The organism is Halolamina sp. CBA1230 (genome assembly GCF_002025255.2).
Lineage (GTDB): Archaea > Halobacteriota > Halobacteria > Halobacteriales > Haloferacaceae > Halolamina.
The window spans coordinates 309,836-335,451 of sequence record NZ_CP054587.1 but is presented as its reverse complement, the minus strand read 5'-3'; the positions used below and the strand labels follow the sequence as shown (position 1 = coordinate 335,451).

General features: G+C 68.3%; 27 protein-coding genes. 15 read left to right on the top strand and 12 right to left on the bottom strand.

Features of this window, described 5'->3' with window-relative positions; translation table 11 throughout:
- The first annotated feature begins 86 nt into the window (after positions 1-86).
- Entirely contained in the window at positions 87-1,385 is a 1,299-nt protein-coding gene (locus tag B4589_RS01725; RefSeq protein WP_079232642.1) for an MFS transporter, read from the top strand.
- An 8-nt stretch (positions 1,386-1,393) separates the two neighbouring features.
- Here the strand turns inward: B4589_RS01725 and B4589_RS01720 are convergent, their stop codons facing one another.
- A complete protein-coding gene (locus B4589_RS01720) occupies positions 1,394-2,554 on the bottom strand; it encodes an acyl-CoA dehydrogenase family protein (protein ID WP_079232641.1) in 1,161 nt (386 codons plus the stop codon).
- A 752-nt stretch (positions 2,555-3,306) separates the two neighbouring features.
- Here B4589_RS01720 and B4589_RS01715 point away from each other — a divergent pair.
- Positions 3,307-3,594, top strand: coding sequence for a hypothetical protein (locus B4589_RS01715; protein WP_079232640.1), 288 nt, complete (start codon positions 3,307-3,309; stop codon positions 3,592-3,594).
- 99 nt (positions 3,595-3,693) lie between these two features.
- Here the strand turns inward: B4589_RS01715 and B4589_RS01710 are convergent, their stop codons facing one another.
- The 3 genes from B4589_RS01710 to B4589_RS01700 all read right to left on the bottom strand — a co-directional run bounded on the left by B4589_RS01710 (position 3,694) and on the right by B4589_RS01700 (position 6,898).
- Positions 3,694-4,677, bottom strand: coding sequence for a transcription initiation factor IIB family protein (locus B4589_RS01710; RefSeq protein ID WP_079232639.1), 984 nt, complete (start codon positions 4,675-4,677; stop codon positions 3,694-3,696).
- A 338-nt stretch (positions 4,678-5,015) separates the two neighbouring features.
- Positions 5,016-5,942: a hypothetical protein gene (locus B4589_RS01705; RefSeq protein ID WP_079232638.1), complete on the bottom strand. Its 927-nt coding sequence runs from the start codon at positions 5,940-5,942 to the stop codon at positions 5,016-5,018.
- A gap of 47 nt (positions 5,943-5,989) precedes the next feature.
- Entirely contained in the window at positions 5,990-6,898 is a 909-nt protein-coding gene (locus B4589_RS01700) for a hypothetical protein (RefSeq protein WP_176330487.1), read from the bottom strand.
- A gap of 126 nt (positions 6,899-7,024) precedes the next feature.
- Here B4589_RS01700 and B4589_RS01695 point away from each other — a divergent pair, with 126 nt between their 5' ends.
- Positions 7,025-7,345, top strand: coding sequence for an EthD family reductase (locus B4589_RS01695; RefSeq protein WP_079232635.1), 321 nt, complete (start codon positions 7,025-7,027; stop codon positions 7,343-7,345).
- A 19-nt stretch (positions 7,346-7,364) separates the two neighbouring features.
- Here B4589_RS01695 and B4589_RS01690 read toward each other — a convergent pair whose 3' ends face one another.
- The 4 genes from B4589_RS01690 to B4589_RS01675 are packed head-to-tail and all read right to left on the bottom strand — an operon-like array spanning position 7,365 to position 12,195.
- The gene (locus B4589_RS01690) at positions 7,365-8,624 is read right to left on the bottom strand and encodes a DUF5305 domain-containing protein (RefSeq protein WP_079232634.1); all 1,260 of its coding nucleotides are present in this window, start codon (positions 8,622-8,624) and stop codon (positions 7,365-7,367) included.
- Between the two features lie 55 nt (positions 8,625-8,679).
- Complete coding sequence (locus B4589_RS01685; RefSeq protein ID WP_079232633.1) at positions 8,680-9,843, bottom strand: signal peptidase I; 1,164 nt, start codon at positions 9,841-9,843, stop codon at positions 8,680-8,682.
- 21 nt (positions 9,844-9,864) lie between these two features.
- Positions 9,865-10,713 carry a hypothetical protein gene (locus B4589_RS01680; RefSeq protein WP_079232632.1) on the bottom strand — a complete coding sequence of 283 codons (849 nt, stop codon included), beginning with the start codon at positions 10,711-10,713 and terminating at the stop codon, positions 9,865-9,867.
- Between the two features lie 42 nt (positions 10,714-10,755).
- A complete protein-coding gene (locus B4589_RS01675) occupies positions 10,756-12,195 on the bottom strand; it encodes a PGF-pre-PGF domain-containing protein (protein WP_079232631.1) in 1,440 nt (479 codons plus the stop codon).
- A gap of 572 nt (positions 12,196-12,767) precedes the next feature.
- Between B4589_RS01675 and B4589_RS01670 the strand changes: the two genes are divergently transcribed.
- Together B4589_RS01670 and B4589_RS01665 are read left to right on the top strand one after the other, a co-directional pair.
- The gene (locus B4589_RS01670; RefSeq protein ID WP_079235137.1) at positions 12,768-13,340 is read left to right on the top strand and encodes a hypothetical protein; all 573 of its coding nucleotides are present in this window, start codon (positions 12,768-12,770) and stop codon (positions 13,338-13,340) included.
- Positions 13,337-13,822 (top strand): hypothetical protein, encoded by a 486-nt coding sequence (locus B4589_RS01665; RefSeq protein ID WP_079232630.1) that lies wholly within the window; start codon positions 13,337-13,339, stop codon positions 13,820-13,822. The genes B4589_RS01670 and B4589_RS01665 overlap by 4 nt, the downstream gene beginning before the upstream one ends.
- A gap of 27 nt (positions 13,823-13,849) precedes the next feature.
- Here the strand turns inward: B4589_RS01665 and B4589_RS01660 are convergent, their stop codons facing one another.
- Positions 13,850-15,088, bottom strand: a complete 1,239-nt coding sequence (locus tag B4589_RS01660) for a CaiB/BaiF CoA-transferase family protein (RefSeq protein WP_079232629.1) — start codon at positions 15,086-15,088, stop codon at positions 13,850-13,852.
- 57 nt (positions 15,089-15,145) lie between these two features.
- Positions 15,146-15,838: an HAD family hydrolase gene (locus B4589_RS01655; protein WP_079232628.1), complete on the bottom strand. Its 693-nt coding sequence runs from the start codon at positions 15,836-15,838 to the stop codon at positions 15,146-15,148.
- A gap of 141 nt (positions 15,839-15,979) precedes the next feature.
- Between B4589_RS01655 and B4589_RS18020 the strand changes: the two genes are divergently transcribed.
- Positions 15,980-16,096 (top strand): hydrogenase maturation nickel metallochaperone HypA, encoded by a 117-nt coding sequence (locus B4589_RS18020; RefSeq protein WP_217920473.1) that lies wholly within the window; start codon positions 15,980-15,982, stop codon positions 16,094-16,096.
- Positions 16,093-16,506, top strand: a complete 414-nt coding sequence (locus tag B4589_RS01650) for a hypothetical protein (protein WP_079232627.1) — start codon at positions 16,093-16,095, stop codon at positions 16,504-16,506. The genes B4589_RS18020 and B4589_RS01650 overlap by 4 nt, the downstream gene beginning before the upstream one ends.
- A gap of 35 nt (positions 16,507-16,541) precedes the next feature.
- Here B4589_RS01650 and B4589_RS01645 read toward each other — a convergent pair whose 3' ends face one another.
- A complete protein-coding gene (locus B4589_RS01645) occupies positions 16,542-16,736 on the bottom strand; it encodes a cold-shock protein (RefSeq protein WP_079232626.1) in 195 nt (64 codons plus the stop codon).
- A 117-nt stretch (positions 16,737-16,853) separates the two neighbouring features.
- Here B4589_RS01645 and B4589_RS01640 point away from each other — a divergent pair, with 117 nt between their 5' ends.
- The 8 genes from B4589_RS01640 to B4589_RS01605 all read left to right on the top strand — a co-directional run bounded on the left by B4589_RS01640 (position 16,854) and on the right by B4589_RS01605 (position 24,651).
- Entirely contained in the window at positions 16,854-17,543 is a 690-nt protein-coding gene (locus B4589_RS01640) for a helix-turn-helix domain-containing protein (protein WP_079232625.1), read from the top strand.
- Between the two features lie 57 nt (positions 17,544-17,600).
- Positions 17,601-18,899, top strand: a complete 1,299-nt coding sequence (locus B4589_RS01635) for an ABC transporter substrate-binding protein (protein ID WP_255246113.1) — start codon at positions 17,601-17,603, stop codon at positions 18,897-18,899.
- A 9-nt stretch (positions 18,900-18,908) separates the two neighbouring features.
- Entirely contained in the window at positions 18,909-19,820 is a 912-nt protein-coding gene (locus B4589_RS01630; protein ID WP_079232624.1) for a carbohydrate ABC transporter permease, read from the top strand.
- 8 nt (positions 19,821-19,828) lie between these two features.
- The gene (locus B4589_RS01625) at positions 19,829-20,695 is read left to right on the top strand and encodes a carbohydrate ABC transporter permease (RefSeq protein ID WP_394353856.1); all 867 of its coding nucleotides are present in this window, start codon (positions 19,829-19,831) and stop codon (positions 20,693-20,695) included.
- Between the two features lie 2 nt (positions 20,696-20,697).
- Positions 20,698-21,825: an ABC transporter ATP-binding protein gene (locus tag B4589_RS01620; protein WP_079232622.1), complete on the top strand. Its 1,128-nt coding sequence runs from the start codon at positions 20,698-20,700 to the stop codon at positions 21,823-21,825.
- A gap of 71 nt (positions 21,826-21,896) precedes the next feature.
- A complete protein-coding gene (locus B4589_RS01615) occupies positions 21,897-23,099 on the top strand; it encodes a CaiB/BaiF CoA transferase family protein (protein WP_394353841.1) in 1,203 nt (400 codons plus the stop codon).
- Positions 23,096-24,175, top strand: coding sequence for a LeuA family protein (locus B4589_RS01610; protein ID WP_079232620.1), 1,080 nt, complete (start codon positions 23,096-23,098; stop codon positions 24,173-24,175). The genes B4589_RS01615 and B4589_RS01610 overlap by 4 nt, the downstream gene beginning before the upstream one ends.
- 218 nt (positions 24,176-24,393) lie before the next feature.
- Positions 24,394-24,651, top strand: coding sequence for a hypothetical protein (locus B4589_RS01605; RefSeq protein WP_079232619.1), 258 nt, complete (start codon positions 24,394-24,396; stop codon positions 24,649-24,651).
- Between the two features lie 36 nt (positions 24,652-24,687).
- On the opposite strand, the gene argF is transcribed toward B4589_RS01605, so the two are convergent.
- A complete protein-coding gene (gene argF, locus B4589_RS01600; RefSeq protein ID WP_079232618.1) occupies positions 24,688-25,611 on the bottom strand; it encodes an ornithine carbamoyltransferase in 924 nt (307 codons plus the stop codon).
- Between the last annotated feature and the right edge of the window lie 5 nt (positions 25,612-25,616).

Genomic DNA, 25,616 nt, shown 5'->3' with positions numbered 1-25,616 from the left:
TCGGTCGCCGCGGACCGGGAGTAAGGGTTTCGGTGGGCCGCGACGCTGCCGGAACGTCTTTGCCGGAACCGATCGAGGGGATCGGTGTGGAGTTCGTCACCGACACGCCGGGAGACGACCGCTGGCTCCGGGCGTGGGCCGTCGGATACGCCGCCGTCGGCGGGTCGTCGGTGCTGCTCCCGCTGTACGCGCTGAGTCTGGACGCTGGCGCCTTCCTCGTCGGCCTGATGGCGTCGACAGCCGCGTTTGCCGGCGTCCCGGGCGCGATCGTCTGGGGACGGATCGCTGGGCGAGCGAACCGCCGGCGGCCGTTCGTGCTGTTCGCGCTGATCGCGACGGCGGCGGTGCTGCTGGCCTCGCCGATGCTCCGGAGCACGATCGCGCTGGTCGTCGCCAACGCCGCGCTCTGGTTCGCCGTCACCGCCGCCTCGCCGGTGCTCAACCTCGTCGTCGTCGAGGGGTTCGAGCAGTCGGCGTGGGACGGCCGGATCGCCCGCCTGAACGCGCTCCAGGGCTGGGGCTGGCTGGCGGGGCTGCTCGTCGGCACCGTCTGGACCGCCGCCGCGCCGCGACTCGGCTACACACCGATCTCGGCGCAGCGGACCCTCCTGACTGGCTTCGGACTGCTCGCCGTGCTGGCGACGGTGCTGTTCGTTCGGTTCTACCCCGACGCCGCCCACACCTCGGACGAGCGGTTCCTGCGTCGCTACCGTTCGCTGTCGCGGGAGGGTTGGCGCGGCGACCGGTTCCTCCGTGGCATCCCCTACGGCCCGAGTCGGGTTTACTGGGCGCTGCGCTCGCTTCGGTCGGGACGACTCTCGGAGCGCTTCGGGCGACCCCTGCTCGGCTACCTCGCCGGAACGGCGCTGTTCTCGGCGGGCTTTGCGGTGTTCTGGGGGCCGATGCCCGCCCACCTCACCGAGATCGGGTTCGGCGACGGAATCGTGTTCCTCTGCTTCCTCGCGAACACGCTAGGGGCGACCGTCTGCTACGATCCCGTCGGTCGGCTGATGGAGCGCTACCGGGCCGCGAACCTCCAGTTCGGCGCGCTGATCGTCCGTGCGGCGCTGTTCGTGGTGACGGCCTTTTTAGCGAGCCGGTTCCTGATCGGCGGGGCGCTCGCCGCGATCGGCGTGACGTGGGCGGTCGTCGCGGTCACGACCACCGGCATCGTCGCCCGCCTCGCCGACGACCGCTTCCGCGGCGAGGCGCTGGGGCTGGTCGTCGCGCTCACGGGAGTCGGCGCTGGCGTCGGGAACGCGGTCGGCGGCGCCGTCGCCGCGGCGACGAACCCGGTCGTGACGTTCGGCCTCGCGGCCGCGACCGTGCTCGTCGGCTGTGGCGTCGCCGCGGTCGCGATCCGCCCGACACGAGGGCGTCCCTGATCGTCCGCTTACAGACCGATCTCGCGGCCGATCACGAGGTGCTGGATCTCGCTGGTCCCCTCGCCGATCTCCATCAGCTTCGCGTCGCGGTAGAAGCGCTGTGGCGCGAAGTCCTCGGTGTAGCCGTAGCCGCCGAGGGTCTGGACCGACTCCTCGGCGACCTCGCGGGCCGCCTCGCTGGCGTCGAGTTTTGCGAGCGCGGACTCCCGGGTGACTTCCTCGCCCTGATCGTACGTCCACGCCGCCTTGTGGGTCAGCAGGCGAGCGCGCTCGATCTTGCGGTGCATATCCACGACCTTGTCCCGGATCGCGTCGAACTCCGAGATTGGCTGGCCGAACTGTTCGCGCTCGGTGGAGTAGTCCCGCGCGGCCTCGTAGGCGCCCTGGGCGAGCCCCGTCGACAGCGCGGCGATGGAGATCCGACCGCCGTCGAGGGTTTTCTTCGTCTGCTCCCAGCCCTCGCCCTCCTCGCCGAGCAGGCGGTCCTCCGGAATGCGCACGTCGTCCAGTTGGATCTCACAGGTGGGCGAGCAGTTCAGCCCCATCTTGTCCCAGACGGTCGTGACCTCGAACCCGTCGTCGTTCTCGGGGTCGACGATGAACGTCGAGATGCCGTCGTACCCCGCGTCAGGGTCGGTGACCGCCTTCACGAGCACGCTGTTGGCGACGTTGGCGTTGGTGATGAACTGCTTCGTCCCGTTCAGGACGTACTCGTCGCCCTCTTTCTCGGCCATCGTGTCCATGTCCGAGGCGTCGGAGCCGCTGCCGGGTTCGGTGAGCGCCCACGCGCCCAGCCCCTCGCCGCTCGCGAGCGGTTCCAGCCACTCCTCCTTCTGTGCCTCGGTGCCGAACAGCTCGATCGGTTTCGAGCCTAGCGAGACGTGCGCGGCGTAGGAGAGCCCGATGCCGCCGGAGACGCGGCCGAGTTCTTCGGTGACGAGGGAGTACATGAGCTGGTCGCCGCCGAGGCCGCCGTACTCCATCGAGACGGGGACGCCCATCATGTCCAGGTCGCCCAGCTGGTCGAAGATCTCCTCGGGGAAGCGGTGCTCGTTCTCGATCTCCTGTGCGATGGGTTCGATCTCCGCTTCACAGAACTCCCGGACCGTGTCGCGGATCATCCGGTGTTCCTCGCTGTCGACGATATCGAGTAGACCCTCCTCGCTCATGCGCGGCCGTTGGGGCGAGGCGGGCAAAAACCCCGCCGGTCCGTCGTCGATGGTGCCGTGCCGTCGTCCGAACACACGAGGGGCTGTTTCGTGTGGACCCAGTAGAGCGGGAGTTCGCGGAACGTCGCCAGCGTCTACGTCCACGCTGCCGAGCACTACGCCGTCACGCTCGACGAGGTGGGCGCTGTTGACCGACTGCGATGAGAGTCATTGGTTCTGTGACGACGACAGCACAGCATCTCGATGCTAGACTACTTGCGACCGCACCGCCCAGCACGGCCCTCACACCTCCCCAACCGACTCCTTCCTTCACTTCGTTCGGTCAGTCGTCCCTCGCACGCTCGTTCGCGCAGGGACGCGCTCACGTCGCGCGCCACCGCAGCGCGGTGCGGTGGCGGTGGACGCCTCGCGCTCGCCAGCGGTCGGCGAGCGCGGGGGGAGGGGTGGGGACTCGGCGCTGCGCCGTTGACGAGAGCCGCAGGCTCTCGTCTGCCAATCAGAAATCTCCGATTTCTGATGACGGACCCCGTGTCCGGCGCCTCGCAGTCACAAGTGGTCATGCTTCGAGACTGCTGTTGCGGTTGCCGCCGTCATCGTCGACGACTCCTGCCACGGACGAACGCAAGTGGCCAACAATCGAGACTGCTGTTGCAGTTACCGCCGTCGTCGATCCACGATACAACCGATCCCCAAGACACAACGAACAAAACCCGGGACGTACGCTTAACAACGAAGCGACCGACCCACCGCCCATGCCCTCCGACCACGACAACGAACAGCCCGACTTCGATCAAGAGGCGCTCTACCGGACGGTCCGCCAGGCGGTCCAGGACGCGATCCTCGACGCCGTCGGGACGATCGCACTCGTCACCATCGGTGGCGCAGTCCTGCTCGCCGGCGCCAGCGTCCTCCTCCGGACGGCCACCGAACAGGGGTTCTCGGTCCCGGTTCTCGCGGCCGGCGTCTGGATGGTCGCGATCGGGCTCTACGTCGTCGCCTCGACGCTCGGCGTCATTCAGCCCGTTCGGGACTGGGTCTGAGCGCCAGTGTGCCACGGCGGCCGTGAGACGCGCCGCTGCTCGAACACGAGCGATCGGCGGAAAACGAGTCGATCAGTCGGCGGAACCTCCCAACCCGTCTCAGGGCATGTGGATGCTCTCCTCGGCCTCCAGCAGCTCGTGGTAGCGGTTGCGGATCGTGACCTCGCTGATGTTGGCGACCTCGCTGACCTCGGACTGGGTCACCTTCTCGTTGGTGAGCAGCGAGGCGGCGTAGACGGCGGCGGCCGCGAGGCCGACCGGCGACTTGCCCGAGTGGACTTCCTGCTCCTTCGCGGTCTGGAGCAGCTGGCGCGCGCGGCGCTCGGCCTCGTCGGAGAGGCCGAGGTCGCTGGCGAACCGGGGGACGTACTGCTCGGGGTCGGCGGGCTGGATCTCCAGCTTGAGCTCGCGGACGACGTAGCGGTACGTCCGGGCGATCTCGTCCTTCTCGACCCGGGAGACGGCCGAAATCTCGTCGAGGCTGCGCGGGGTGCCGGCCTTCCGGGCGGCGGCGTAGAGGCTGGCCGTCGAGACGCCCTCGATCGAGCGTCCCGGCAGGAGGTCCTCCGAGAGCGCGCGTCGGTAGATGACGGAGGCGGTCTCCCGGACGTTCTCCGGGAGGCCGAGCGCGGAGGCCATGCGGTCGATCTCACCGAGGGCCTGCTTGAGGTTCCGCTCCTTGGAGTCTCGTGTCCGGAACCGCTCGTTCCAGGTCCGGAGCCGCTGCATCTTCTGTCGCTGGCTGGCCGACAGCTGGTTGCCGTAGGCGTCCTTGTCCTGCCAGCCGATGTTGGTCGACAGCCCCTTGTCGTGCATCATGTTCGTCGTCGGGGCGCCGACGCGGGACTTCTCGTCTTTCTCGCGGGAGTCGAACGCGCGCCACTCGGGGCCGTGGTCGATGCTGTCCTCGTCGACCACGAGACCACAGTCCTGACAGACCGTCTCGCCGTGTTCGGTGTCGGTCGCGAGGCTGCCGCCGCACTCGGGACACTGAAGCTCGTCGACGGACTCCTCCTCGGTCTGTTCCTCGCTCTCTGCGGCCTCGGCACGCTCACTGGTGTACGCTTGTACTTTGTCGCTCATTGGGTGTGGGTGGGGAGAGACAGATGCGTCTGGACTGCAGTCGTCTCACGTTCGGGTAGCGTGCCGTAGTACTTAACTCTGCCGGCTGATTTCCCGACGGAAGGGACGGAGAGGAATCAGGAAGAACCGCTGAGACAGTCGAATTGCTCCGAATCCCCGGATGTCGGTAGAACGCCGCAGATGGGCGTCGACGGCTACTTGAGGGTTTCGTCGCGATCGATCGGGGCCCTTTATTGAGCGTTTCGCTCGTGGGAACGGCCGATCACCGCTCCAGCCGGAACCATCTCGCCCGGCGAGTTCGCCTGGCAGTCCGGAAAGGGGTGGCCGGGTGACGTGGTTCAGCCGTCCCGGTCGACGTAGTACGCCGCCCGAAAGAGGCTGTTGACGTACCACAGGAGATGGCCGTTGGCGGACTCGTCGACGTCGAAACCCAGCCGTTCGAGCAGCGTCTCGAACGCCTCGGATGGCGCTCCGGTCTCCCGGTAGGCGTCCCGTCCGATCGCGTCGTCCAGTACGTCCCCCGCGGCCGACGGGAGGTCGTCGGCGTCGAGAACCGCGTGAGCTTCCGCGCCGAGCACGACCGCTCGGAACGCCTCCCGGGAGTCGGCGACGTCGACCGCGAGGACGGTGTGTTCGGTCAGCGGCACCTGCTCGGTTCGCACCTCGACGCGGTACGCCCGCTCCCCTCTGCCCGTCCGCGTGACGACTCGGCCGTCGAGATCGCCGGCTGCGAGGCGGCTCTCCCGTTCGGCCGGCCGCGTCATCACGTAGCTGTCGCCACGGAGCAGGTCGGTGGTGGTCGAGTCGCCGTTGGTGATCTCGTGGGACTGGAGGATCTTCAGCGGCCTGGCGCTGGGCGTCTGGAGCGCAGTGATCGGGACCGCGTCGTCGGGGGCAGTCTCCTCGTCTATCGGCTCCACTCGGACGACCGGACGGCGCAGCTCCGCACGGCCGCTGACGAACTGTTCGGTCCGGTAGTACGTCCCCTCGTGTTCCACGTACTCGCCGTCTCCGAGGGGGACGTACCCGTAGCTACTGTACCGACCGTCCGGCAGGATTTCGTCGAGAGCGGCCCGTGCGGGCCCGCCGAACAGCTCGTCGCTCGGTGGCTCGTACAGCGCGTACTCGACCGGATCGTCGCCGAGACGGTCGACACGGAGGGAACGTTCCGGGCCGTCCGTCGCGGTCAAGTCGGTCGAACAGCCGGCGAGGGCGGCGAGCACCGCGGAGCCGGCGAGCTGGAGGGACTGACGGCGCGAGACCATGGGCGTCGTTGGCCCCCGGAAAACTTGGGTCTGCTGCCGACCGCCGCTCAGACCCGCGCGGTCAGCGCGGTCGTGAGGCGGCTCTCGACCTCGTCCATCCGCGCCAGCACGCGCGTGCCGTCGGCGAGCACGGGGTAGGTGGCGTCGACATCGCGGTAGAGGTAGCGGTACACCGACTCGCTGTCGCGGCGCTGCCAGCCGAACGTCACGCCCTCCTGGATCTGCTCCTGCCGGCGTTCGAGCGTCGCCTCCAGCGAGTCACGCTCCGCGTCCAGTCGCTCGTAGCGCTCCTGCAGCTCCTCGAAGGACCGCCGACGGAGTCGGTCGCCGTCGACCGCCTCGGAGCGTGACGCGGCGCTTTCGAGCACCTCGCCCGCCTCCGCGAGGCGCTCGGCCTCGGTGTCGAGCGTATCGAGATACCGCTCCCGCCGGGTGTGGCCCTCGTCGACGCTCGCGATCACCGCGCGCTTGACCTGGGGGGAGAGCGTGTCGTTGGCCAGCACCGCGCCGGCGACGCCGTCGCCGAACTCCTTGGCGAGGCTGACCGGCAACGACTCCCCGTAGTCGCGCTCGTAGTGGTCGACGTCCATCACCGTCTCGCGGTACGCCTCCCGCACCTGCGCCATTCCGCCGGAGCCGCCCTTCGTCGCGCCGACGACGCCGACCCCGCCGCCCTCGACGGTCGAGGTCGGCCCGGCCGCGGAGAGCTGTTTCACCCGCGACGCGAACGCCGACAGCGCGTCCTGCTCGGCGGTGATCGCCTCGTACTCCGCGCGGATCGCCTCCCGGGCCGCCCGCACGTTCGCCCGCGGGGCGAACAGCAGGCCGGTCGAGAGCCCGGCCCACAGCACGAGCGCGACGATCGAGCCCGCGAGCGCCTCGGCACAGCCGAACGCGCCGCTGCAGGCCGCTACTTCACCCTCTACCTCCGGCGCGAGACCGTACGAAGCGGGCATTTTGAGTGTGTCAACAACTGACGCGGAGCTACTTGAAAGGTCGGGCTCCGGTAACGATCGACCGAAGGCGACGGGATCGGTCTCGGAACCGACAGATCGAAGGCGGCGCCAGTCACACTGCGGCGCATGGTCAAGATGGTCGTGCTGCTGGTGCGGAAGGCGTCACTCAGCTACGAGGAGTTCCTGACCCACTGGGAGGAGGAACACGTCCCGCTGGTCGAGGAGCTGCCGGGCGTCGAGCGCTACGTCACCTCCCACCCCACCGATCCGGAACAGAGCGTCTACGACGGCGTCGCGGAGGTGTACTTCGAGGACATGGAAACTCTCGGCGCCGCGTTCGACTCCGAGGCCGGCGAGGCGCTGCTGGCCGACGCCGAGGAGTTCTCGGATCAGGACGCCGGCGAAGTGCTGTACATGGAGGAGGAGACGCGGTTCGTCGCGGAGTAGCACGGTTCGGTCAGTCCCCTCACTCCTCGGACGACTGGTGGGGCGGCGGTGACTCCGCCCCGGCCGAGCGCTCGTCCTCGTCCTGCTCGTCCGTCGGCGCCCCGTCAGCCGCCTCGCCGTTAGCCGCTTCGCCGTCGCCATCCCCCTCGTCGGCCATCGTCACGCCGTCGCCGAGGAACGCCGCCGTCTCGTCATCGTCGTCCGCGCGCAGTTCCTGCCGGGCGAGCGCCGGGGGTTCGTACACCACGACCAGCTCCTCGGCGACCGCGTAGAACAGCCCCGTGTCGGGGTCCTCGATCACGCCGGTGTCCGCGTCGATCGCGAAGTCGACGACGTCACCGAGCGACTCCGCGTCCGCGCGGGCCCGGTCGTCGAACTCGGTCGAGAGCCGGGCCCGAACGACCCACTCGTCGAACTCCGCGCGCTCCTCGCGGAAATCGAGCAGGTCGCGCTCGGCCTCGGAGAGGGCGAACCCGTTCCGCCGGCGGCCGACGACCAGCGCCGCGAGCCCGCTCACCCCCAGCAGCGCCAGCAGCGGCCCGCCGATCGACCAGAACGGGCCGTACTCCCGGGGCGTTGTGACCGTCCGCGTCGTCGTCACCGGCTCGCTCCCCGCCTCCTCGGGGCCGACAGTGTACGTTGACCCGCCGACGGTGATCGGGAGCCGGTGGGTGAACGAGCGCTCGGTCGGCTGGCCGTCCACGCTCCCGGCGACCGTCCCGGTCACCGCCACGAACGTCGAGAGCTCCCCGCCGGTGTCGCCGAGGCTCTCCTGGATCGACGACTGTCTGTCGGCCACCTCGGTCGTGTTCAGCGAGAACTCGATCCGGGCCGACTCCCCTGGCGCGACCGACTCGGCGCTGACTGTGTCGAGCGAACGCCGGTCGGACCAGAACACCTCGCCGTCGGCGCTCGACTGGATCACCAGCGCGGCGTCGAGGTCGACCGCCGCCGGCTCGGCGTCAGCCCCCGTGTACGTCAGCACGAACTGGCCGTCCAGCACCGGCGCCGGCTCGGCGTAGTACGTCGAACGGTTCGAGAGCGTCGACCCGACCGGGAACACGGGGTTCTCGCGGGTCACCTCGGCGCTGTGGTGGAACGCCCCGTCGGCCCGCCAGTGGGTCCGCTCGACCTGCTCGGTCTCGGTCCCCGGGTCGACGTGGGCGGTGTACGCCGCGGCACCGCCGACGACCGCGAGCGCGACCAGTACGGCGGCCAACACGGCGAACCACGACGCCACGAGCGCACGTACCCGGAGCCTGCTCGTCCCCTCGGTCATGTCCATCCCTGTGGGATGCCGTTACATAGACCTATTGGTCGTTCGAAACGAACCGTCATCGCGTGAGATACCGGAGCAGCCGGTGCCAAGTCGACCGATCGTGCCGGGACTCGCGTTTCCGGACTCTGACACGGCGGCCACCCATCACCAGCAGCCCCAGCAGTGCGACCCCGCCCGCGAGGCCGGCGTCGATGACGACGATCGGGAGCCACGGGTGGGTCTCGTACAGCGCGTCGATCATATCGCCGGGGAGTACCGCGAGATAGCGGTGTTCGGTGACGAACCGACGGTAGTACCCCGTCTCGTCGGGCGCCGACAGCGTCATGTCGACGGTGGCCTCCCCCCTGCCGGCGACCCGGACGCGCTCGGGTGAGACCGCGACTCCCTCGCTCCCCGGTTCGAGGTAGGCCACGACCGGGATCAGACCGGCGTTGGGGACGGTGTAGGGGATCGTCGACGACTCGCCCTGCTGGATCACCGTCGGATTCTCCGAGGCGAACTCGGCGCTCACGACGCCGAACTGCTGGGTGCCGGCCGGCACGACCATCGCCGCCGTCGCCGACGCCACGAGTACCGCGGCGAGCAAGGCGACGACCAGCTCCGGGGAGATCCCCTGATCACGGTCACGATCGCGCTCTCGATCCCGGAGCTTCCCGCCGCCGACAACGAGATCGTAGAGGTAGAGGAGCGCCGACAGCCCCAGCAGGACGTACGCGATCCCCTGCGTGCCGAGCAGCGCCCGCGAGCCGGTGAGCACCGCGAGGCGCTGCTGGATCGCGCCGAAGGAGCTCTGGAGCCCCGTGACCACCGTCCCGAGATTCGGGATCACGACAACGCTGCCGCCGATCTGGAGCGCCTTCGCGACGATCTGCCCCTCCTTCACCGGCGGCTCGTCGCCGTCCTGATCGGTGAACGGGTTCGCGTCTCCCTGTGTGACGTACCCCCGTTCGGTCTCCCCGACGACGCGGTGGGTCGTCAACCCCCCGCCCTGAAGCTCCTCGGCGCGGAACACGATCACGTCGCCCTCCTCGACGTCGCCCGCGACGGCGTCCGGGATCGCGACGAACCCGTCGCCCGGTTCGAGCGTCGGCTCCATGCTCCCGGTCTCGACGTACCCCAGCAGCACGGGCGTCCCGAGCACCTGCCCGAGCAGCAGGGAGGCGACGATCAGCGCCACGGCCACCTCCGCACTGATCGTCAGGAATCGTCGAGGAGTCATCCGGTCACGAGAGGGGTGGAGTTAGTCTGACAAAAACCCTCGGTCGGCGTCGACGACGCCGGCCGCGAGCGCGGTGTAGGGGACGATGAACCCCAGACAGAAACCCAGGAGATGGACGTAAACGTTCACGATCCCGTCGTGGATCGCGAGGCTCGCGAACCCGACGAACTGGTAGCCGAACAGCGTGACGACGCCGAGCACCAGCGCGTCGAACCAGCCGGCACGGCGGTGGAGGGGAACGCTCCCACCACGCGAACGGCCGGCGGCCCAACGCCGTGCCGAGACCACGTAGCCGACGGCGACGAGCGCGCTCGCGGCACCGACGCCCGGAACGCCGCCGTTCCGTGGCGCGAGCAGCGCGATCAGCGCTACGACCGCGAAGAACAGGCCGGGGGCGTGCCGGACGCGAACTCGATCGTCCAGCCGGCCCGCGTACGCGACGAGCACGAGCGCGAGCAGGCCGGCGAACGCCATGTTTAGCCCCGACAGCCCGTAGCCAACGGCGTTCCGGGGGATCGCGAGGTTCAGCCACGACAGCGCCGGCGGGAACGCCAGCAGGTACGTTACCGCGGCGACGCCGAACAGCCGCCGGTAGCCAGCGAGCGCCGCGAGGGCGTAGCCGAACCCCGCGACTAACACGTAGCCGAGCACGTTCGCCGCGAGATGGGCGATATCGAAGTGGACGAACTGCGCGGTGTAGGCGGTGACCAGCGACGGATCGCGGTACGCGAACGCGAGCGACTCGCGGCGCGCGACCGGCAGCGCGAAGGCGACGACGGCGAACGCGGGCACGACCGCCAGCACGAGGCAGTCCCGGAGCCGGACGGCCGCACGCAGCGCCGCGAAGAAGGAGCCGTCCGGTCGATCCATACGTCAGCGGTCGTTGTTGAACGGCAAAAGGCTACCTCCAGATCAGGGCCGCGGCGTCCGCCGGGCCAGCATCAGCGTCGCGGCGACGGCGATCAGCAGCCCCAGCAGGCCGGCCAGCGGGCGGAGTCCGAACCCGCTGGCTTCGCCGATCGGGGTCTCGGTGGCTCGATCCGTCGACGGGGTGTCGTCGTTCGATGCCGGCGTCGCGGTGCTCTCGGCGGCGACGCTGAACGTCCCGGCGTCGGTGTCGTCGACGCTGACCGCGTACTCGCCGGTCTCGTTCCGGACGACCGGGACGGAGACCGTCTCGTTCTCGCCGGCCTGTACCCTGACCGTCCGTTCGGCGACGACGGTCCCGTCGACGGCCACCGCCACGGTTCGCTCGCCGGCCGCCGTGCCGGTGTTCGCGACGGTGGCGTTCACCGCGACGGCCTCGCCGGGTGCGACGGTGGTCGGCTCAACTATCGTGTCCGCCAGTTCGAGCCGCGGTCGCTGGGCGGCGACGACGAACGTCGAGAAGCCGGGCGTCTCCGCCTCGAACGTCAGCCGGCCGTCGCGTTCCCCCGTCGCCGTGACGGGGAGCTGTGAGAGTTCGCCGTCCGAGTGGCGGTACACCGTGAGGTTCGCGAGGTCGACGCCACGGCTCTCGAAGTACGACTCCGAGACGCTGAACCGCATCGTGGCCCGGGAGACGTTCCCCTCGGTCACGGTCATCCGTACCGCGCCAAGCGGCTCGGCGCCGGCGTCGACGACTAGCGACCGCGCCGCCCCCGTTCCCGTAGTGTCGGCGGTCACCGAGAACGACCGGTTCGGGCTCGTCGCCGAGAGCCCGTCGAAGGTGAGCGTCGCCTCGCCGACACGATCGAGTTCGAGGGGGGCGGCCCCGAACTCGACGGGCTGACCCGGCTCCGTGCTGAGCGCGGTGAACCGCCGTGAGCCCTCGGTCGGCGCGACGGACTGCGTGGCGGCGCCGAACTCCCCGGTTTCCTCGACGGTCGCTTCCGGCTCGGGTTCTGCCACCCGCGAGTGGACGGTGATGCCGTCGACGAGGCCGCCGTCGACGCCGTCGGTCGTGTCGACGGTCATCGAGACGGAGACGGACTCGTTGGGGGCCAGCGTCACGTTGGTCGCCTGCGACTGGATCGGCTCGCCGTCGACGGCGAACGTCACCGTGTCGGAGCCGTGAGTCAGCCAGACGTGTGCGTACTGGGAGCCGTTGTACTGAACCCGGAACACGTCGTCGATCGTCGTCCGGCTATCGGGGTTGACCCCCTCGCCGTCGAGGTGGGGGTTCGACGCCGAGAGGTCGACGACCAGCTCGTCGTCGGCGTCGAGATACGTGTAGTCGCTGCTCGGCGCGAGCGACACGTCGCTGCCGAGGCTGTCTACGGGACCGTCGAACAGCGGCGCTGCTGCCGACGGGAACGTGAGCGTTCCCGCGAGGACGAGTGCGACGACGAGGGTGAGCGTTCGGCGGTTCACTATCGATCATGCTCGTGTAGCTACGTGGACCGAGCGTGACCTGTCTTTGAACAGCAAGTACCGTAGTATTGGCACCTCTGAGTCGGTTCAGGGGGAGCCTGTCGCTGCGGTTTCCCGCGGATCGAGGCGTCCGGTAGTCGGCAGACCCGTCCAGAAACATCGGTTGGCGTCACCCATCGACGTACCCGGGGAGGGTTCGGTGTTCGGCGCTCGACGTGATCGAACTGGTCGATCCAGGGATCAGGGCGGACCCCGGAACAGCGGCCGACCGAAACTATCAGAAAAGGAATACGCGTCAGACGTTTCCTGAACTCCCGTTTCGATACAACAATCCCGTCCTGACCCCCCGATATCAGGCGGCGTCAGCGCGTTTGTATCATATTACCTTCCAAGAACGCTATTCAGAAATCTTCGGTTTTAGCTCCCAAATACCCCATATTCGTCGCTCGAGCGAATTACAGTGGTCCTACTGGTCTGTTAAACTATACAATGGCTTTATGTGCCACTGTGCTAACACTCTCGATGTGTCATCCACAACTCCGCGCCAGCAGCAAGGGGAGGCTGCCGGCGACGTGACCACGGATCCGGTTGAGGGCGAGCAGTCGCCGAGCCTCTCCGACGACGAACTGTTCGAGGTGCTATCGAACCGTCGTCGTCGGTACGCGGTCCACGCGCTGGAGGCGACGGATGGCGCCGCTGAGATCGGTGACGTCGCCGAGCAGGTGGCCGCCTGGGAGTACGACGTCGACGTCGAGGAGGTGTCGTACGAGGAGCGCAAGCGAGTGTACACAGCGCTCCAGCAGTCACACCTGCCGATGATGGACGACGCCGGGATCGTCGAGTTCAACAAGAACCGGGGGGTGGTCGAGCCGACCGCCTCCCTCAACGATATCGAGGTGTACATGGAGGTCGTCCAGGGGAACGAGATCCCCTGGAGTGTCTACTACCTCGGGCTCTCCGGCGTCGCCGCCGCGCTCACGGCTTCCGTGTGGCTCGACGCGTGGCCGTTCGTGCTGTTCCCGGACGCCGCGTGGGCCACCGCGATCACCGCGATGTTCGCCGTCTCCGCCGTCGCCCACACGTACTTCGCACGTGGCCAGCGTATCGGCGAGTCCGACAAGCCCCCCGAGCTCAGGAAAGAATGAACCCCCGACGCACGGTCAGCGTACTGTTCGCGGTCCTCGCCGCGACGATGCTCGTTACCGGCAGCTTCGGTTTCACGAGCGTCAGCGCCGACCGTGGCGTCTCCATCAACGTCGTCGACTCCGAGAACGCGTACGTGGGTGTCTCCGTCTGCGAGAAGAGCAACGGGAACGGGAACGAGAACGGAAACGGCGCGAACCCAGTGCGCGTCACCGTCACGAACCAGTTCTCCGATAGCTTCACCGTCGAGAAGATCGCCGCGGGCGACTCCGCACACTCGAGCGAGAAGGAGAAGCAGTTCGGCAGGAGTATCGATTCCGGCGATCGGGACACGTTCAACGCGTTCGGCGACGAGGTGGTGACGGTCGTCGTGACCGACGGGCTCGACGCCACCGTGACTGTAGAGGTCGAAGAGAAGTCGACGTGCAACACGAACGGGACCAACAGTAGCGACGAAGACGACAACGACGAAGAAGAAGAATGAGAGTCGCGTTCGCCCCCGAACCGCGGTTCAGACGGCGCCTTCCTCCCGCAGTCGATCGATCTCGTTCTCGCTGTACCCCAGCTCCGCCAGCACCTCCTCGGTGTGCTCACCAAGTAGCGGCGGGTGACGCCGCGCCGTTGCCGCGTACTCCGCGAACTGCATCGGCGACCCGGGCAGTTCGATCTCGCCCGCGGTCGGGTGGGTAACGCGCTGACGCATCCCCCGCGCCTCGGCCTGCGGGTCGTCGAACGCCTCCAGCACGTCCCGGATCCGGCCGACCGGCACGTCGTTGGTCCGGAGCAGGTCGACCACCTGGTCGACGGTCCTGTCGGCGAACGCGTCGGTGAGGATCGACTCCAGTTCGTCGCGGTTGTCGACGCGTTTCTCGTTGGTCTCGAAGCGCGAGTCCTCCACGAGGTCCGGCCGGTCGATCGCCTCGCAGAGTCGGTACCAGATCGCCTGGCTCGCGCAGGCGACGACGACGTAGCCGTCCGCGGCCTCGAACGCCTGGTACGGCGCGATATTGGGGTGGCGCGAGCCCATCCGCTCTGGCGCCTCGCCGGAGGCGAACGCGTCGGTCGCCATGTAGGAGAGCCAGCCCAGTAGCGCGTCGAACAGCGCGACGTCGATCCGATCACCGGATTTCTCGGCGTCCGGCGCGCCTGCTCGGTCCGCGCCGCCGTCGAACTCGCGACGGAACAGCGCCGCGAGCACCGACTGGGTCGCGTACATCCCCGCCGCGAGGTCGGCGACGGCGACGCCGACCCGCACGGGCGGGCGGCCCTCCTCGCCGGTGATGCTCATCATCCCGCCCTCCGCCTGCATCATCAGGTCGTACGCCGGTCGTTCGGCCTTCGGGCCGGTCTGGCCGTACCCCGTGATGGAGCAGTACACCAGCCCCGGGTTCGCCTCACTGAGCGTCTCGTAGTCGAGGTTCCACTCCGCCGCCTTCCCGACTCGGAAGTTCTCGAGCAGCACGTCGGCCTCCGCTGCGAGGTCGCGGAACGCCTCACGGCCGTCCTCCGTGGTGAGGTTCAGCGTGATCGAGCGCTTGTTGCGGTTGATGCTCGCGTAGTAGGAGGCAACGTCGTCGCCGAAGGCGGGCGGGGTCCAGTGGCGGGTCTGGTCGCCGCCGTCGGGTCGTTCGACCTTGATCACGTCGGCGCCAAGGTCGCCGAGCTGCATCCCGCAGAACGGGCCGGCGAGCACGCGCGAGGCGTCGAGCACGGTGACGCCCTCGAGCGGTCCGGTGGGGTCGTCGGTCATGCGCCGACTCGGGCGGGCCAGCGCCTTAGTGGTTCCCACGCGGCGCCGTCGCCGGCGTTACCCCGTGACGGCGTCGGCAAGCCGCTCGGCAAGCCCCGTCAGGTCGCCGTCGACGTGGCGGTAGCGGCCGCCGTAGCGCTCGATCCCACCGTCGGCCTCGCGGTTGTCGCCGACGTGGACGAGCGCGTCGACGGCGACGTCGAGCTCGTCGGCGACCGCCGCGAACGCCCGCCGGTGGGGTTTGCGCCAGCCGACCTCGACGCTCGTGACGACCGTGTCGAACCGGTCGAACAGATCGACCTGGGAGAGCGTTCGCGGGACGAGTCCGGGGATCGAACAGTTCGAGAGCACGCCGGCCCGGGTGTCGACTGCGTCGAGCGTCTCGACGGCGCCCGGCAGTATCTCCGCTTCGCGGTCGAAGGCGTCGAGGACGGCAGCCTCGACGACGGACTGTGGCGCGTCCACGCCGCGACTGGAGAGCGCCGCGCGGGCGTGGTTCGGCAGCGAGAGTTCGGCCCCCTCGGCTCGATCGAGATGGGGTTCGGTGTACGCCGCCGCCCAGTCCGCCGGGAGCTCGATACCCTGTGCCGTCAGCTCCTCGGCGATCGCCGCGGCCGGGGAGTTCGGGCGTGGGAGGTAGACGAGGGTACCGAAACAGTCGAACGAGGCGGCGTGAGGCGCCGTCGAGTGTCCGTCGGTCGTCTGCTGCCCCACACGACACGTGGCCGCCTGGGGCTCGTCGTCACCCATCACCCGTTCTCGGAGCGGGAGCGCGCTAAGGGTTTTGGCAACGGCCGTCGACCCTGTGGCCGACGCGTGAAGAACGGCGAGTGAGGGAGTGTAGCACACCTATGCCAACATTTACCACAATAGAGCCACCAGAGCTACTCGATGGTCGGTCCCCAGTTCGTCTGTGCGGAGTGTGCCCGGACGGTGAGTAACCTCTCCTACCGCGCAGCCTGTCCCGACTGCGGCGGCGAACTCGACCGGCAGCGCCGCGCGACGTGACCGACGGGGCGACGGACGCCCGCCGGATCAGTTCGCTGGCGGTCCACCGCGACGACGTGCTCGCGGCGTTCGAAGCCCGGGAGCGCGGCCGCGAGCCGACCGTTCTCCGTGTCGTCGCCCCGTTCTCCGGCCGGATGCGTGCGCGCCTCCACGTCGCCCACCAGGACGCCGGCGAGGATGAGATTCACGTTCCGCCGTCGACGTTCGTCGCCGACCCGCCGGCGTTCCCGGACGTCGACGAAACCGAGGACCGACTCCGCGAGGCCGGCGAGTACGACCTCGACCGCCACCGGGAAGCCCACCAGCGAGCGGTCGAGCGGTGGCGCGAGCGCGTCGACGAGCGACTCCGGGACCGGATCACGCTCCCGCCAGCAACGGACCACGAGGTCACGGTCGCCTATCTGGACTGAGCGCATCGAAAAAATCGATCGCTCCGCGGCGCCGACTACAGCCGCTTCAGGTTCGTGGCGCGCGGACCCTTGTCTGCCTGTTCGATGTCGAACTCCACCTCCTGCCCTTCCTCGAGGTCGGGGCCGCCGACGTCCTCCATGTGGAAGAACACGTCGTCGTCCGCGTCCTCGGTCTCGATGAAGCCGTACCCGCCAGTGTCGTTGAAGAACGCAACCTTGCCTGTCGCCATCGCTATCTCCAGCGTGCCCGTTACGGGTGCTCGAACATATATGTGTGGGTCAGTACCACGCCTGTGCGTCGTGAACGGGTACCAAGACTGAAGTACGTTTACTGCCTCCGCCCGGGCATGTACCGTGCCAAGATCTACATCAAGCTCGACGCGAACTGTATCCTCAGCCGCGTGACCGACGAGTGGAACGTCTCCTTCGCCGTCAGCAGCGAGGAGGTGATCGGCGGCGACAGGGTGCGGTTCGTGCTCGACGCCGGGGACCGGATCGACGAGATCGCGTCGGCGCTCCGAGCGTCGGAGGAGGTGATCGAGCTCGACCGGCTCGAGGACAGCCGGCTGGCGGTGACCAAGCACGCCTGTGGCGCGCTCCCGATCATCCGCGAGAACCACGGGATGCTCGAAGGCCGGGATCAGGTCAGCGGCGATCAGCGCGTGTTCGACGTGGTGGTGTACCGGCGGGCGGACCTTCGGAAGATGATCGAGGAGCTCGGAGCCATCAGCACGGTCCGGCTCGGCCGACTCACCCCGTACCTCGAACCCGACAGCATGCTCTCCGAACGCCAATCGGAGGTGATCTCGACCGCGCTCCGACAGGGGTACTACGAGTGGCCCCGCGAGGTCGACGCGGAGACGCTGGCCGACGAGCTCGACATCGCTCACTCCACGTTCCTCGAACACCTCCGGAAGGCGGAACGGGCGCTGCTCTCCGACGCGCTCAGCCGTGGCGACCGGAGTGACGAACCCACCCCCGACGAGGCGGCGTTCATGCTGGAGGACGAGCAGGTTTCCGACCCGACTAGCACTTAAAGAGCCAACGAGTGTAGGCGGGAAAGCCAACCATCCCGAACTATGGTTATAGAAGACATGGCACGCAAACAGTTCACACGCCGACGGTTCGCCGGCGCCGCTGGGGCGACAGCGACGCTGGGAATCGCGGGCTGCCTGGGCGGTGGCGGCGGCGGAGAGAACACGATCCGGTATCTCTCGGACCGAGGGGACTCCAGTGATGTCGTCGACGACATCATCACCGAGTTCGAGAACGAGTTCGACTACACCGTCGAGGTAACGTACACCTCGCGCGGGACGTCGACGGACGAGGAGCTCCAGCAGATGCTCGCGGCGGGGAACCCGCCGGATCTGGTGTTCGACACGTCCGCCGACGCGTACCGGTACCAGCAGAACGGCAACCTCGCGACGGTTACCGAGGCCGTCCAGGACGTCGGTCTCCCGGATCCGGTCAACGTCGGCGGCGAATCGTACTTCGCGCCGACGATGGTCGAACCGCTGATGGGGTGGTACCGTAACGACCTCTACGAGGAGAACCCGACGACGTTCGACACGTGGCTCAGCGAGGCCCAGCGGGTCAGCGAGGAGGAGGACATCAACGGCTTCGTCGTCCCGACGGGCCAGACCAACAACGCGGACACGTCCGCGACCCAGTACCTCTGGCAGAACAACGTGGACATCTACAGCGGCCCCTCCGACGACATCGAGGTCACGATCGATCAGGGAGGGAACCGCGAACGGGCCGTCGAGACGTACCAGTGGCTCCAGAACATCAACGAGTACGCGCCGAACGGCTCCGGCTGGGAGTGGGGCGACGGCACGCAGGCGCTCCAGCAGGGCAACGCCGCGGCGCTGATGTCCGTCGGCGGCCTGCCGATCCTGACGATCCGTCAGAACCGACCCGATCTGGTCGAGAACCTCACACCGACGGCCTACCCGATGCCGGAGGGCGGCCAGCAGGACAAGTGGTGGGCGTACATGGAGGGCCACGTCGTCCGGAGCGACGGCGAGGCCACCGAGGGCGCTCAGGAGTTCACGCGCTTCTTCAGCGAGTCCGAGCGGTTCCTCGACTTCGTGCTGTCGGCGCCGCTGTTCCAGTGGCCGCCGACGGAAGAGCTGATGAACAGCGACGCGATGCAGGAGAACGAGGTGTTGTCGGAGCACCAGGAGGCGGTGGATCTGGTCCGGAACAACTGGGACGCGTTCACGACGGTGCTCGCGACCGGCGACGAGGGTGCGCCCAACCTCACCGCCGCCAACGCCTACAGCGAACAGCTGTTCGGCCAGTCGGCCGAACAGCTCATCGTGGGGAACCGTTCACCCGAGGAGACCGTCGACTGGGTGGCAGAAGAGCTCCGCGGGCTTCAGGAGGAGTAACGCTCCTCGATGTCCGCAGTTAGTGCGCTGCAGGGGCGCCTCGGCGAGTTCGACGAGAAGCGGCTGCTGTTGCTCGCGACGTTCGTCCCGTTCACGCTGTTTTTCGTCCTCGTCTGGGGTGTTCCCATCGGCTACGCGCTGGGGATGAGCCTGTTCTCGGACCCGACCGGGGCTGCGGAGTTCGCGGGGCTCGCGAACTACGCACAGGTTCTCTCCTCGGAGATATTCGGCAAAGCACTGCTCAACAGCGTCCTCTACGCGCTCTCCTCGACGCTTCTCAGCCTCGCGCTGGGGCTGGGGCTCGCACTGGTGGTCAACCGCGAGATCAAGGGTGGGAACGCGCTGCGGACGATGATGATCTTCCCGTACCTGCTGCCGACGCTGGTGGTCATCTTCATGTGGACGTTCCTGCTCGACCCCAACGTCGGCGCGGTGAACCAGTTCCTGCTCGACTACGGGCTGATCCAGGAGCCGCTGTCGTTCTTCTCGTCGCTGCAGTGGGCGATGCCCGCGGTCGTCGTCGCCAGCGTCTGGAAGTACGGCTCGTTCGCCTTCTTCATCCTGTTGGCCCGGCTGCAGGCGATCGACCCGAACCTCTACGAGCGCGCTCGCGTCGAGGGGGCGTCGACGTGGCAGGCGTTCCGTGACATCACCGCCCCGCAGCTCCGTGGGGCGGTCCTGATCATCATCCTCGTCAGGGGGATCTGGATGTTCAACAAGTTCGACATCATCTACCTCGCGACAAGCGGTGGACCGCTGAACGCCACGACTACCCTCCCGATCCGGGTGTACGAGCTGGCCTTCTTCGAGACTGACTTCGCGGCGGCGACGGCGCTTGCGGGGATCATGTTCCTGCTGCTGGCGTCGACGGCCGTCGTCTACTTCTGGGCGTTCAAGCCCGAGAAGGAGGTGACCGCCTGATGTTCGGTATCGGCGAGGGCGCCGCGGGGACGTACGTCAGCCAGCACACCCAGGAGCGGGTGCGCCGGGTTGCGGTGATCCTCACGGCGCTGCTGGTCTCGATCTTCGTCAGCATCCCGGTGTACGTGATGATCGCCATCGCGTTCCAGCCGTCGGCGACCACGTTCCGTGGCGGGGACGTGAACCTCCTCCTGAACTCGGTCACGATCGACAACTTCGTGCTGCTGTTCACGGAGACCGGCACGCCCCGGTACCTGTTCAACAGCTTCGTCGTCACGGCGTCGTCGACGCTGCTGGCGACGGCGCTGTCGGTCGCGGCGGGCTACGGCCTGACCCGGTTCGACTTCCGCGGGAAGACGGTGGCGGCGCGGGCGGTGCTGTTCGCGTACATGTTCAGCCCGATCGTGCTCGCGATCCCGCTGTACGTGATCTTCTACACGCTGGGGCTGCTCGACAGCTACTTCGCGCTGACGATGGCGCTGACGGGTATCTCCGCGCCGTTCGGCATCTGGTTGATGTGGCAGTACTTCCAGACGGTGCCGATCGCGCTAGAGGAGTCGGCGTGGATCCGCGGCGCCAGTCGGACCCGCACGCTCTGGGAGGTGGTCCTCCCGGTCGCGCGGCCCGGCACGATCGCGACCGCGATCTTCGCGTTCTCGGTCGCGTGGAACGACTTCACGATGGCGCGGGTGGTGATGAGCCAACAGGAGATGTACCCCATCACCGTCGGCGCCAGCCTGTTCCTCGACCGAGTGACCATCGGCTGGTCGGAGACGATGGCGGCCGCGGTGCTGATGTCGCTGCCGCCGTTTGCGATCGCACTGTTCCTCCAGAACTACCTGCTGCAGGGCTTCAACGTCGGAGGCCTCGAATAACTATGGCACGACCGATACGACTCGACGACGTCTGTAAGGAGTACCACACCGCCGGAACGACCCACGTTGCCGTCGACGACCTCTCCCTCGAGATCCCGGAGGGGTCGTTCACGACCATCGTCGGCCCCTCCGGCTGCGGGAAAACCACCACGCTGCGGATGATCGCCGGCCTGGAGAGCCCGACCTCGGGAACCATCCACTTCGGCGACCGCGACGTGACCGAGGTGCGCCCGCAGGACCGCAACGCCGCGATGGTGTTCCAGTCGATCGCGCTCTACCCACACATGAGCGTGCGGGAGAACATCGCGTACGGGCTGAAAGTCGCCGGCGTCTCGAAGGCGGAGCGCGACGCCGCCGTCGACGAGGCTGCCGAGACGCTCCAGATCACCGAGCAGCTGGAGAAGATGCCCTCGGAGCTCTCCGGCGGCCAGCAGCAGCGCGTCGCGCTGGGCAGCGCGTTCGTCCAGGACCCCGACGTGCTCCTGCTCGACGAGCCGATGTCCGACCTCGACGCCAAACTCAAAGCCGAACTCCGGGTGGAGGTCCAGCGCCTCCACAAGGAGATGGACGCGACGATGGTGTACGTCACGCACGACCAGACCGAGGCGATGACGATGAGCGACCACGTGCTCCTGCTCGAGGAGGGTCGCCTCGCACAGTTCGCGCCGCCGGGGGATCTGTTCGACCGCCCGGTCTCCCAGTACGTCGCGGAGTTCATCGGCACACCCTCGACCAACACGCTCCCCGCGACCGTCGAGGCGGGCGACGACGGCCCGGCGCTGGTGGGCGAGCAGTTCGAGATCCCGGCGCCGCCGGAGCTGTTCGACGACCGCGTCGGCGACTCGGTCACGGTCGGGATCCGTCCACAGTACCTCTCGCCGGATCACGGCGACCACCGTATCCGGGTTGTCACCGACGTGATCGAACAGCTCGGCACCGAGTTCGTGATCCACGGGACGAGCGTGGCCGGCACCCACGTCAACATCGTCGACGAGGACGTCGGCGACGTCAAACCCGGCGACGAGCTCTCGGTCGGCTTCGACGCCGCCGAGGCGTTCGTGTTCGACAGCGACGGCGAGACCATCTGCCACGGCGACGAACTCGTCACCTCCACTACTCCCCCGCAATGACCTGCCACGATGATCCAACGCACGGCGCACAGTCCGAGCCAGACCGACCTCGCGCCGACGGGGGCCGGGTCGTGCCGGGGCTACTCCCCGGCACCGAGGGCCGACCGCTCTCGGACGTGACTGTGCTCGAACTCGGCCACATCATCGCCGGCCCGTTCTGCTCGATGCTGCTGGCCGACCTCGGCGCCGAGGTGATCAAGGTCGAGCATCCGAACGGCGGCGACGCTGTCCGTGACTCCTCGCCCACCGGGAACGCCTCGTTCAACTACGTCAACCGCAACAAGCTGGGCGTCACCCTCGATCTGAAATCCGACGAGGGGAGCGCGGTGTTCGAGGATCTGGTCGCGGAGGCTGACGTGTTGATCGAGAACTTCGCGGCCGGCACCGCGGACCGGCTCGGCGTCGGTTACGACGACATGAAGCAGGTGAACGACGAGCTCGTCTACTGCTCGATCAAGGGGTTCAACGAGGGGCCCTACCAGGAGTACCCCGCGCTCGACCCCGTGGCGGAGGCGCTCTCGGGCGTGATGAGCGTCACGGGGCATCCGGACCAGCCGCCCGTCCGGTGTGGCACCAGCCTCGCGGACATGGCCGCCTCGCTGTACGGCGCCATCTCGGTGCTCGGCGGCGTGCGCCAGCGCGACGCGAGCGGCGAGGGGCAGCACGTCACCGTCCCGCTGTACGAGAGCACCGTCTCGCTGATGGGGTACTGGCTGGCGTACACGCAGGCGTACGACGAGGTGCCCGAACCGATCGGCGCCGGCCACCCAAACTGGGCCCCCTACGACGCCTACCAGTCCGCCGACGACGAGTGGGTGTTCGTCGGCCCCTCCTCGCAGGGGCAGTGGGAGGCGCTGTGTGAAGCGCTCGACACCGACCTCCACGAGGAGGAGCGTTTCGCCACGCTCGACGACCGGCGGGCCAACCGCGACGCACTGAACGAGCGCGTCGGCGCGGCTTGCGGGAAGTTCGACGCCGAGGAGCTGATCGAGCGGCTGCGGAAGGCCGGGGTTCCGGTCGCGCCGATCAACGACACACAGGACGTGGTCGACGACCGCCACCTCCGGGAGACCGACGCGCTCGGGACGGTCCGCGCGACCGAGGGCGACGGCGGCGATATCGACGTGCCCCGCTACCCCGCGCGCTCGACTGGCTTCGAACGGGTCGAGAACACCGACCCGCCCGAGCTCGGCGAGGACACCGACGCCGTGCTCGAGGCGCTGGGCTACGACGAGCAGGAGCGCGAGCGGCTCCGGGAGGAGGGTGCAGTGTGAAACTGCTCGATCTGACCCTTCGGGAGGGGGAGCAGCGCCCCGGCGTCGAGTATACGGTCGACCAGAAGGTGGCGGCGGCCCGCGAACTCGACGAACTCGGCGCCGACTTCCTCCAGATCGGGTTCCCCGTCGCCGGCGAGCGGACCCGAAAGGTCTGTGAGCGACTCGACGTGGCGGCCGACGTGACGGGGCTCGCCCGCGCGGTTCCGGGCGACGTCGAGGCCGCCCTCGACGCCGGCGTCGACGTGGTCGACCTGTTCGCGCCGACCAGCGACCGACAGCTCGATGCCGTGCTTGGCTCCTCCCGGGAGTCGATGGTCGAATCCGTCCGGGAGGCTGCGGCGCTCGCGCGGGCGGGGGACGCCGACGTCCACCTGACCGCGATGGACGGGTTCCGCACCGATCCCCGCCACCTCGACGACCTGTTCGCGGCCGTCGACGCCGACTGGTACACCGTCGCGGACACGGTCGGCTCGCGGACGCCGGCGGGCGTCCAGCAGTTCCTCGCCGACCTCGACACCGATCTCGGATCCGTCGGGGTTCATTTCCACGAGGATCTCGGCGTCGGCACGGCGAACGCGCTGGCGGCGGGCCGCGTGGGTGCGGGAAAAGTCGACGTCTCCGTCGGCGGGATCGGCGAGCGTGCCGGGAACACGGCGACCGAGGAGTTCGTCGCCGCGGCCGCCGTCGGCGTGGAGCCGATCGACCTCGCGGTCGACGAGCCGTCGTTGCTCCCCGTCGCCCGACGCGTGCTGGAGACGCTGGACGAGGACGTCTCACCGACGAAACCGCTGCTCGGCGACGAGGTGTTCTCCCACGAGTCGGGGCTCCACACCGCGGCGATGCTCGACGAGCCGTCGACGTTTGAGCCGTTCGACCCGGCGCGGTTCGGTGGGGAACGACGGCTCCTGTTCGGCGCGAGTACGGGCGCGGGTGCGGCCCGGACGCTGCTCGAACGCGCCGGACGGGAGCCGACCGAGGCCCGTGTCGAGGCACTGCTCTCCCGGCTCGCCGAACTGGACGAAGAGGTCGGCGTCGACGAGGCGGTCGAGATGGCCGGCGACGTCGCGGCCTGAACGCCGCTACTGCCACCCGGCGAGCACGTCCCCCCGCCGTTCGAGGGGGCGTGAGCCGACCGTCCCACGGATTCACCGTCCAGACCGCCCGCGAAACGCGAGAGAGGAGCAGGTCTCGTAATAACGCGACTGAGATCGCTGCAATAGTTTCTGTTGCGTGACAGTTCGGTCGCCCCACGGCAGAACTATTTTCACCCTAGGATAGTTGGTTTCAACTAATGGCTTCCTCGTTAGCGTCACTGAAAGACCTGTGGGCGACGACAACCGACCACGACTCGATACGGGTGAAAGCGGTAACTATCGTAACCACCGCTGTACTGGGCTGGGCAATTACCTGGTCGCTGATCGATATCTGGACGCAGACGTGGGGATACTCGTCGCTGATGACGTACATCACCGGGCTGACCGTTCTGCTCGCCCTCTACTTCTGTCTGAGCTACGTTTTCACCCGGATCCGGGATCGCGTCGGCACGTAACCCACATCGCCCGCGTCGGACTGACCGCGAGAGCCGCTACCGACTGCCGGTTATCAGTTCCAGCAGCAGCGCCTGTTGGGTCGGTTTGCGGTTGCCGGCCTGCTGCCAGACCACCGACTGCTCGCTCTCCAGCGCGCCGTCGGTCACCTCCTGCCCGCGGTTCGCGGGGAGACAGTGCATCAGCTTCGCGTCGCCGAGCAGCGCTTCGTCGACCTGGAACCCCTCGAAATCGGGGATTTTCGCCTCGCTGTCGCCCATGCTGACCCAGACGTCGGTGTAGACGACGTCCGCACCGGCGACGGCGGCGCCGGGGCTATCGAACAGGGTTGGTTCGCCGTCGGCCGCTGCCGCCGCCGCGAGCGCCTCGTCGTCGACGCCGTACCCCTCGGGGGTCGCGACGCGTAGCTCCACGCCCGCGAGCGCACAGCCGACGACGAGCGAGCGCGCGACGTTGTTCCCGTCGCCGACCCACGCGAGCGTCAGGTCCTGCAGTTCTCCCCCCTCCTCGGCCGCGATCTCCCGCAGCGTCAGCAGGTCCGCGAGCGTCTGGCAGGGGTGTGCGCGGTCGGTCAGCGCGTTCACGACCGGCACGTCGGCGTGGGCGGCCAGTTCCGCGAGGTCGTCGTGGCTGTTCAGCCGCGCCACCAGCGCGTCGACGTACTGCGAGAGCGCGCGGGCGGTGTCCTTCAGCGGCTCGCCGTGGCCGAGGTGAATATCGTCCTGACCGAGGAACGTCGGGTGGCCACCGAGTTCGGTCACGCCAGCCTCGAACGACGTGCGAGTCCGCGTCGAGGGTTTCTCGAACACCATCGCCACGCTCCGGTCGTCCAGCCGAGCGGGCTCCTCGCCGGCCTTGATCGCGGCCGCGCGGTCGAGCAGCCGCCGGAGCGCCGCCGGCGAGAGCTGGTCGATCGTGAGCAGGTCCGTCGGGAACGTAGTCGCGGTGTCGTTGTCGTACATCGGTC

Excerpts from the sequence above, each read along its gene's own strand:
- B4589_RS01720 (WP_079232641.1), bottom strand. The coding sequence starts at position 2,554 with ATGAGCGAGGAGGGTCTACTCGATATCGTCGACAGCGAGGAACACCGG.
- B4589_RS01715 (WP_079232640.1), top strand. The coding sequence starts at position 3,307 with ATGCCCTCCGACCACGACAACGAACAGCCCGACTTCGATCAAGAGGCG.
- B4589_RS01710 (WP_079232639.1), bottom strand. The coding sequence starts at position 4,677 with ATGAGCGACAAAGTACAAGCGTACACCAGTGAGCGTGCCGAGGCCGCA.
- B4589_RS01705 (WP_079232638.1), bottom strand. The coding sequence starts at position 5,942 with ATGGTCTCGCGCCGTCAGTCCCTCCAGCTCGCCGGCTCCGCGGTGCTC.
- B4589_RS01700 (WP_176330487.1), bottom strand. The coding sequence starts at position 6,898 with ATGCCCGCTTCGTACGGTCTCGCGCCGGAGGTAGAGGGTGAAGTAGCG.
- B4589_RS01695 (WP_079232635.1), top strand. The coding sequence starts at position 7,025 with ATGGTCAAGATGGTCGTGCTGCTGGTGCGGAAGGCGTCACTCAGCTAC.
- B4589_RS01690 (WP_079232634.1), bottom strand. The coding sequence starts at position 8,624 with ATGACCGAGGGGACGAGCAGGCTCCGGGTACGTGCGCTCGTGGCGTCG.
- B4589_RS01685 (WP_079232633.1), bottom strand. The coding sequence starts at position 9,843 with ATGACTCCTCGACGATTCCTGACGATCAGTGCGGAGGTGGCCGTGGCG.
- B4589_RS01680 (WP_079232632.1), bottom strand. The coding sequence starts at position 10,713 with ATGGATCGACCGGACGGCTCCTTCTTCGCGGCGCTGCGTGCGGCCGTC.
- B4589_RS01665 (WP_079232630.1), top strand. The coding sequence starts at position 13,337 with ATGAACCCCCGACGCACGGTCAGCGTACTGTTCGCGGTCCTCGCCGCG.
- B4589_RS01660 (WP_079232629.1), bottom strand. The coding sequence starts at position 15,088 with ATGACCGACGACCCCACCGGACCGCTCGAGGGCGTCACCGTGCTCGAC.
- B4589_RS01655 (WP_079232628.1), bottom strand. The coding sequence starts at position 15,838 with ATGGGTGACGACGAGCCCCAGGCGGCCACGTGTCGTGTGGGGCAGCAG.
- B4589_RS18020 (WP_217920473.1), top strand. The coding sequence starts at position 15,980 with ATGGTCGGTCCCCAGTTCGTCTGTGCGGAGTGTGCCCGGACGGTGAGT.
- B4589_RS01645 (WP_079232626.1), bottom strand. The coding sequence starts at position 16,736 with ATGGCGACAGGCAAGGTTGCGTTCTTCAACGACACTGGCGGGTACGGC.
- B4589_RS01640 (WP_079232625.1), top strand. The coding sequence starts at position 16,854 with ATGTACCGTGCCAAGATCTACATCAAGCTCGACGCGAACTGTATCCTC.
- B4589_RS01635 (WP_255246113.1), top strand. The coding sequence starts at position 17,601 with ATGGCACGCAAACAGTTCACACGCCGACGGTTCGCCGGCGCCGCTGGG.
- B4589_RS01630 (WP_079232624.1), top strand. The coding sequence starts at position 18,909 with ATGTCCGCAGTTAGTGCGCTGCAGGGGCGCCTCGGCGAGTTCGACGAG.
- B4589_RS01620 (WP_079232622.1), top strand. The coding sequence starts at position 20,698 with ATGGCACGACCGATACGACTCGACGACGTCTGTAAGGAGTACCACACC.
- B4589_RS01605 (WP_079232619.1), top strand. The coding sequence starts at position 24,394 with ATGGCTTCCTCGTTAGCGTCACTGAAAGACCTGTGGGCGACGACAACC.
- argF (WP_079232618.1), bottom strand. The coding sequence starts at position 25,611 with ATGTACGACAACGACACCGCGACTACGTTCCCGACGGACCTGCTCACG.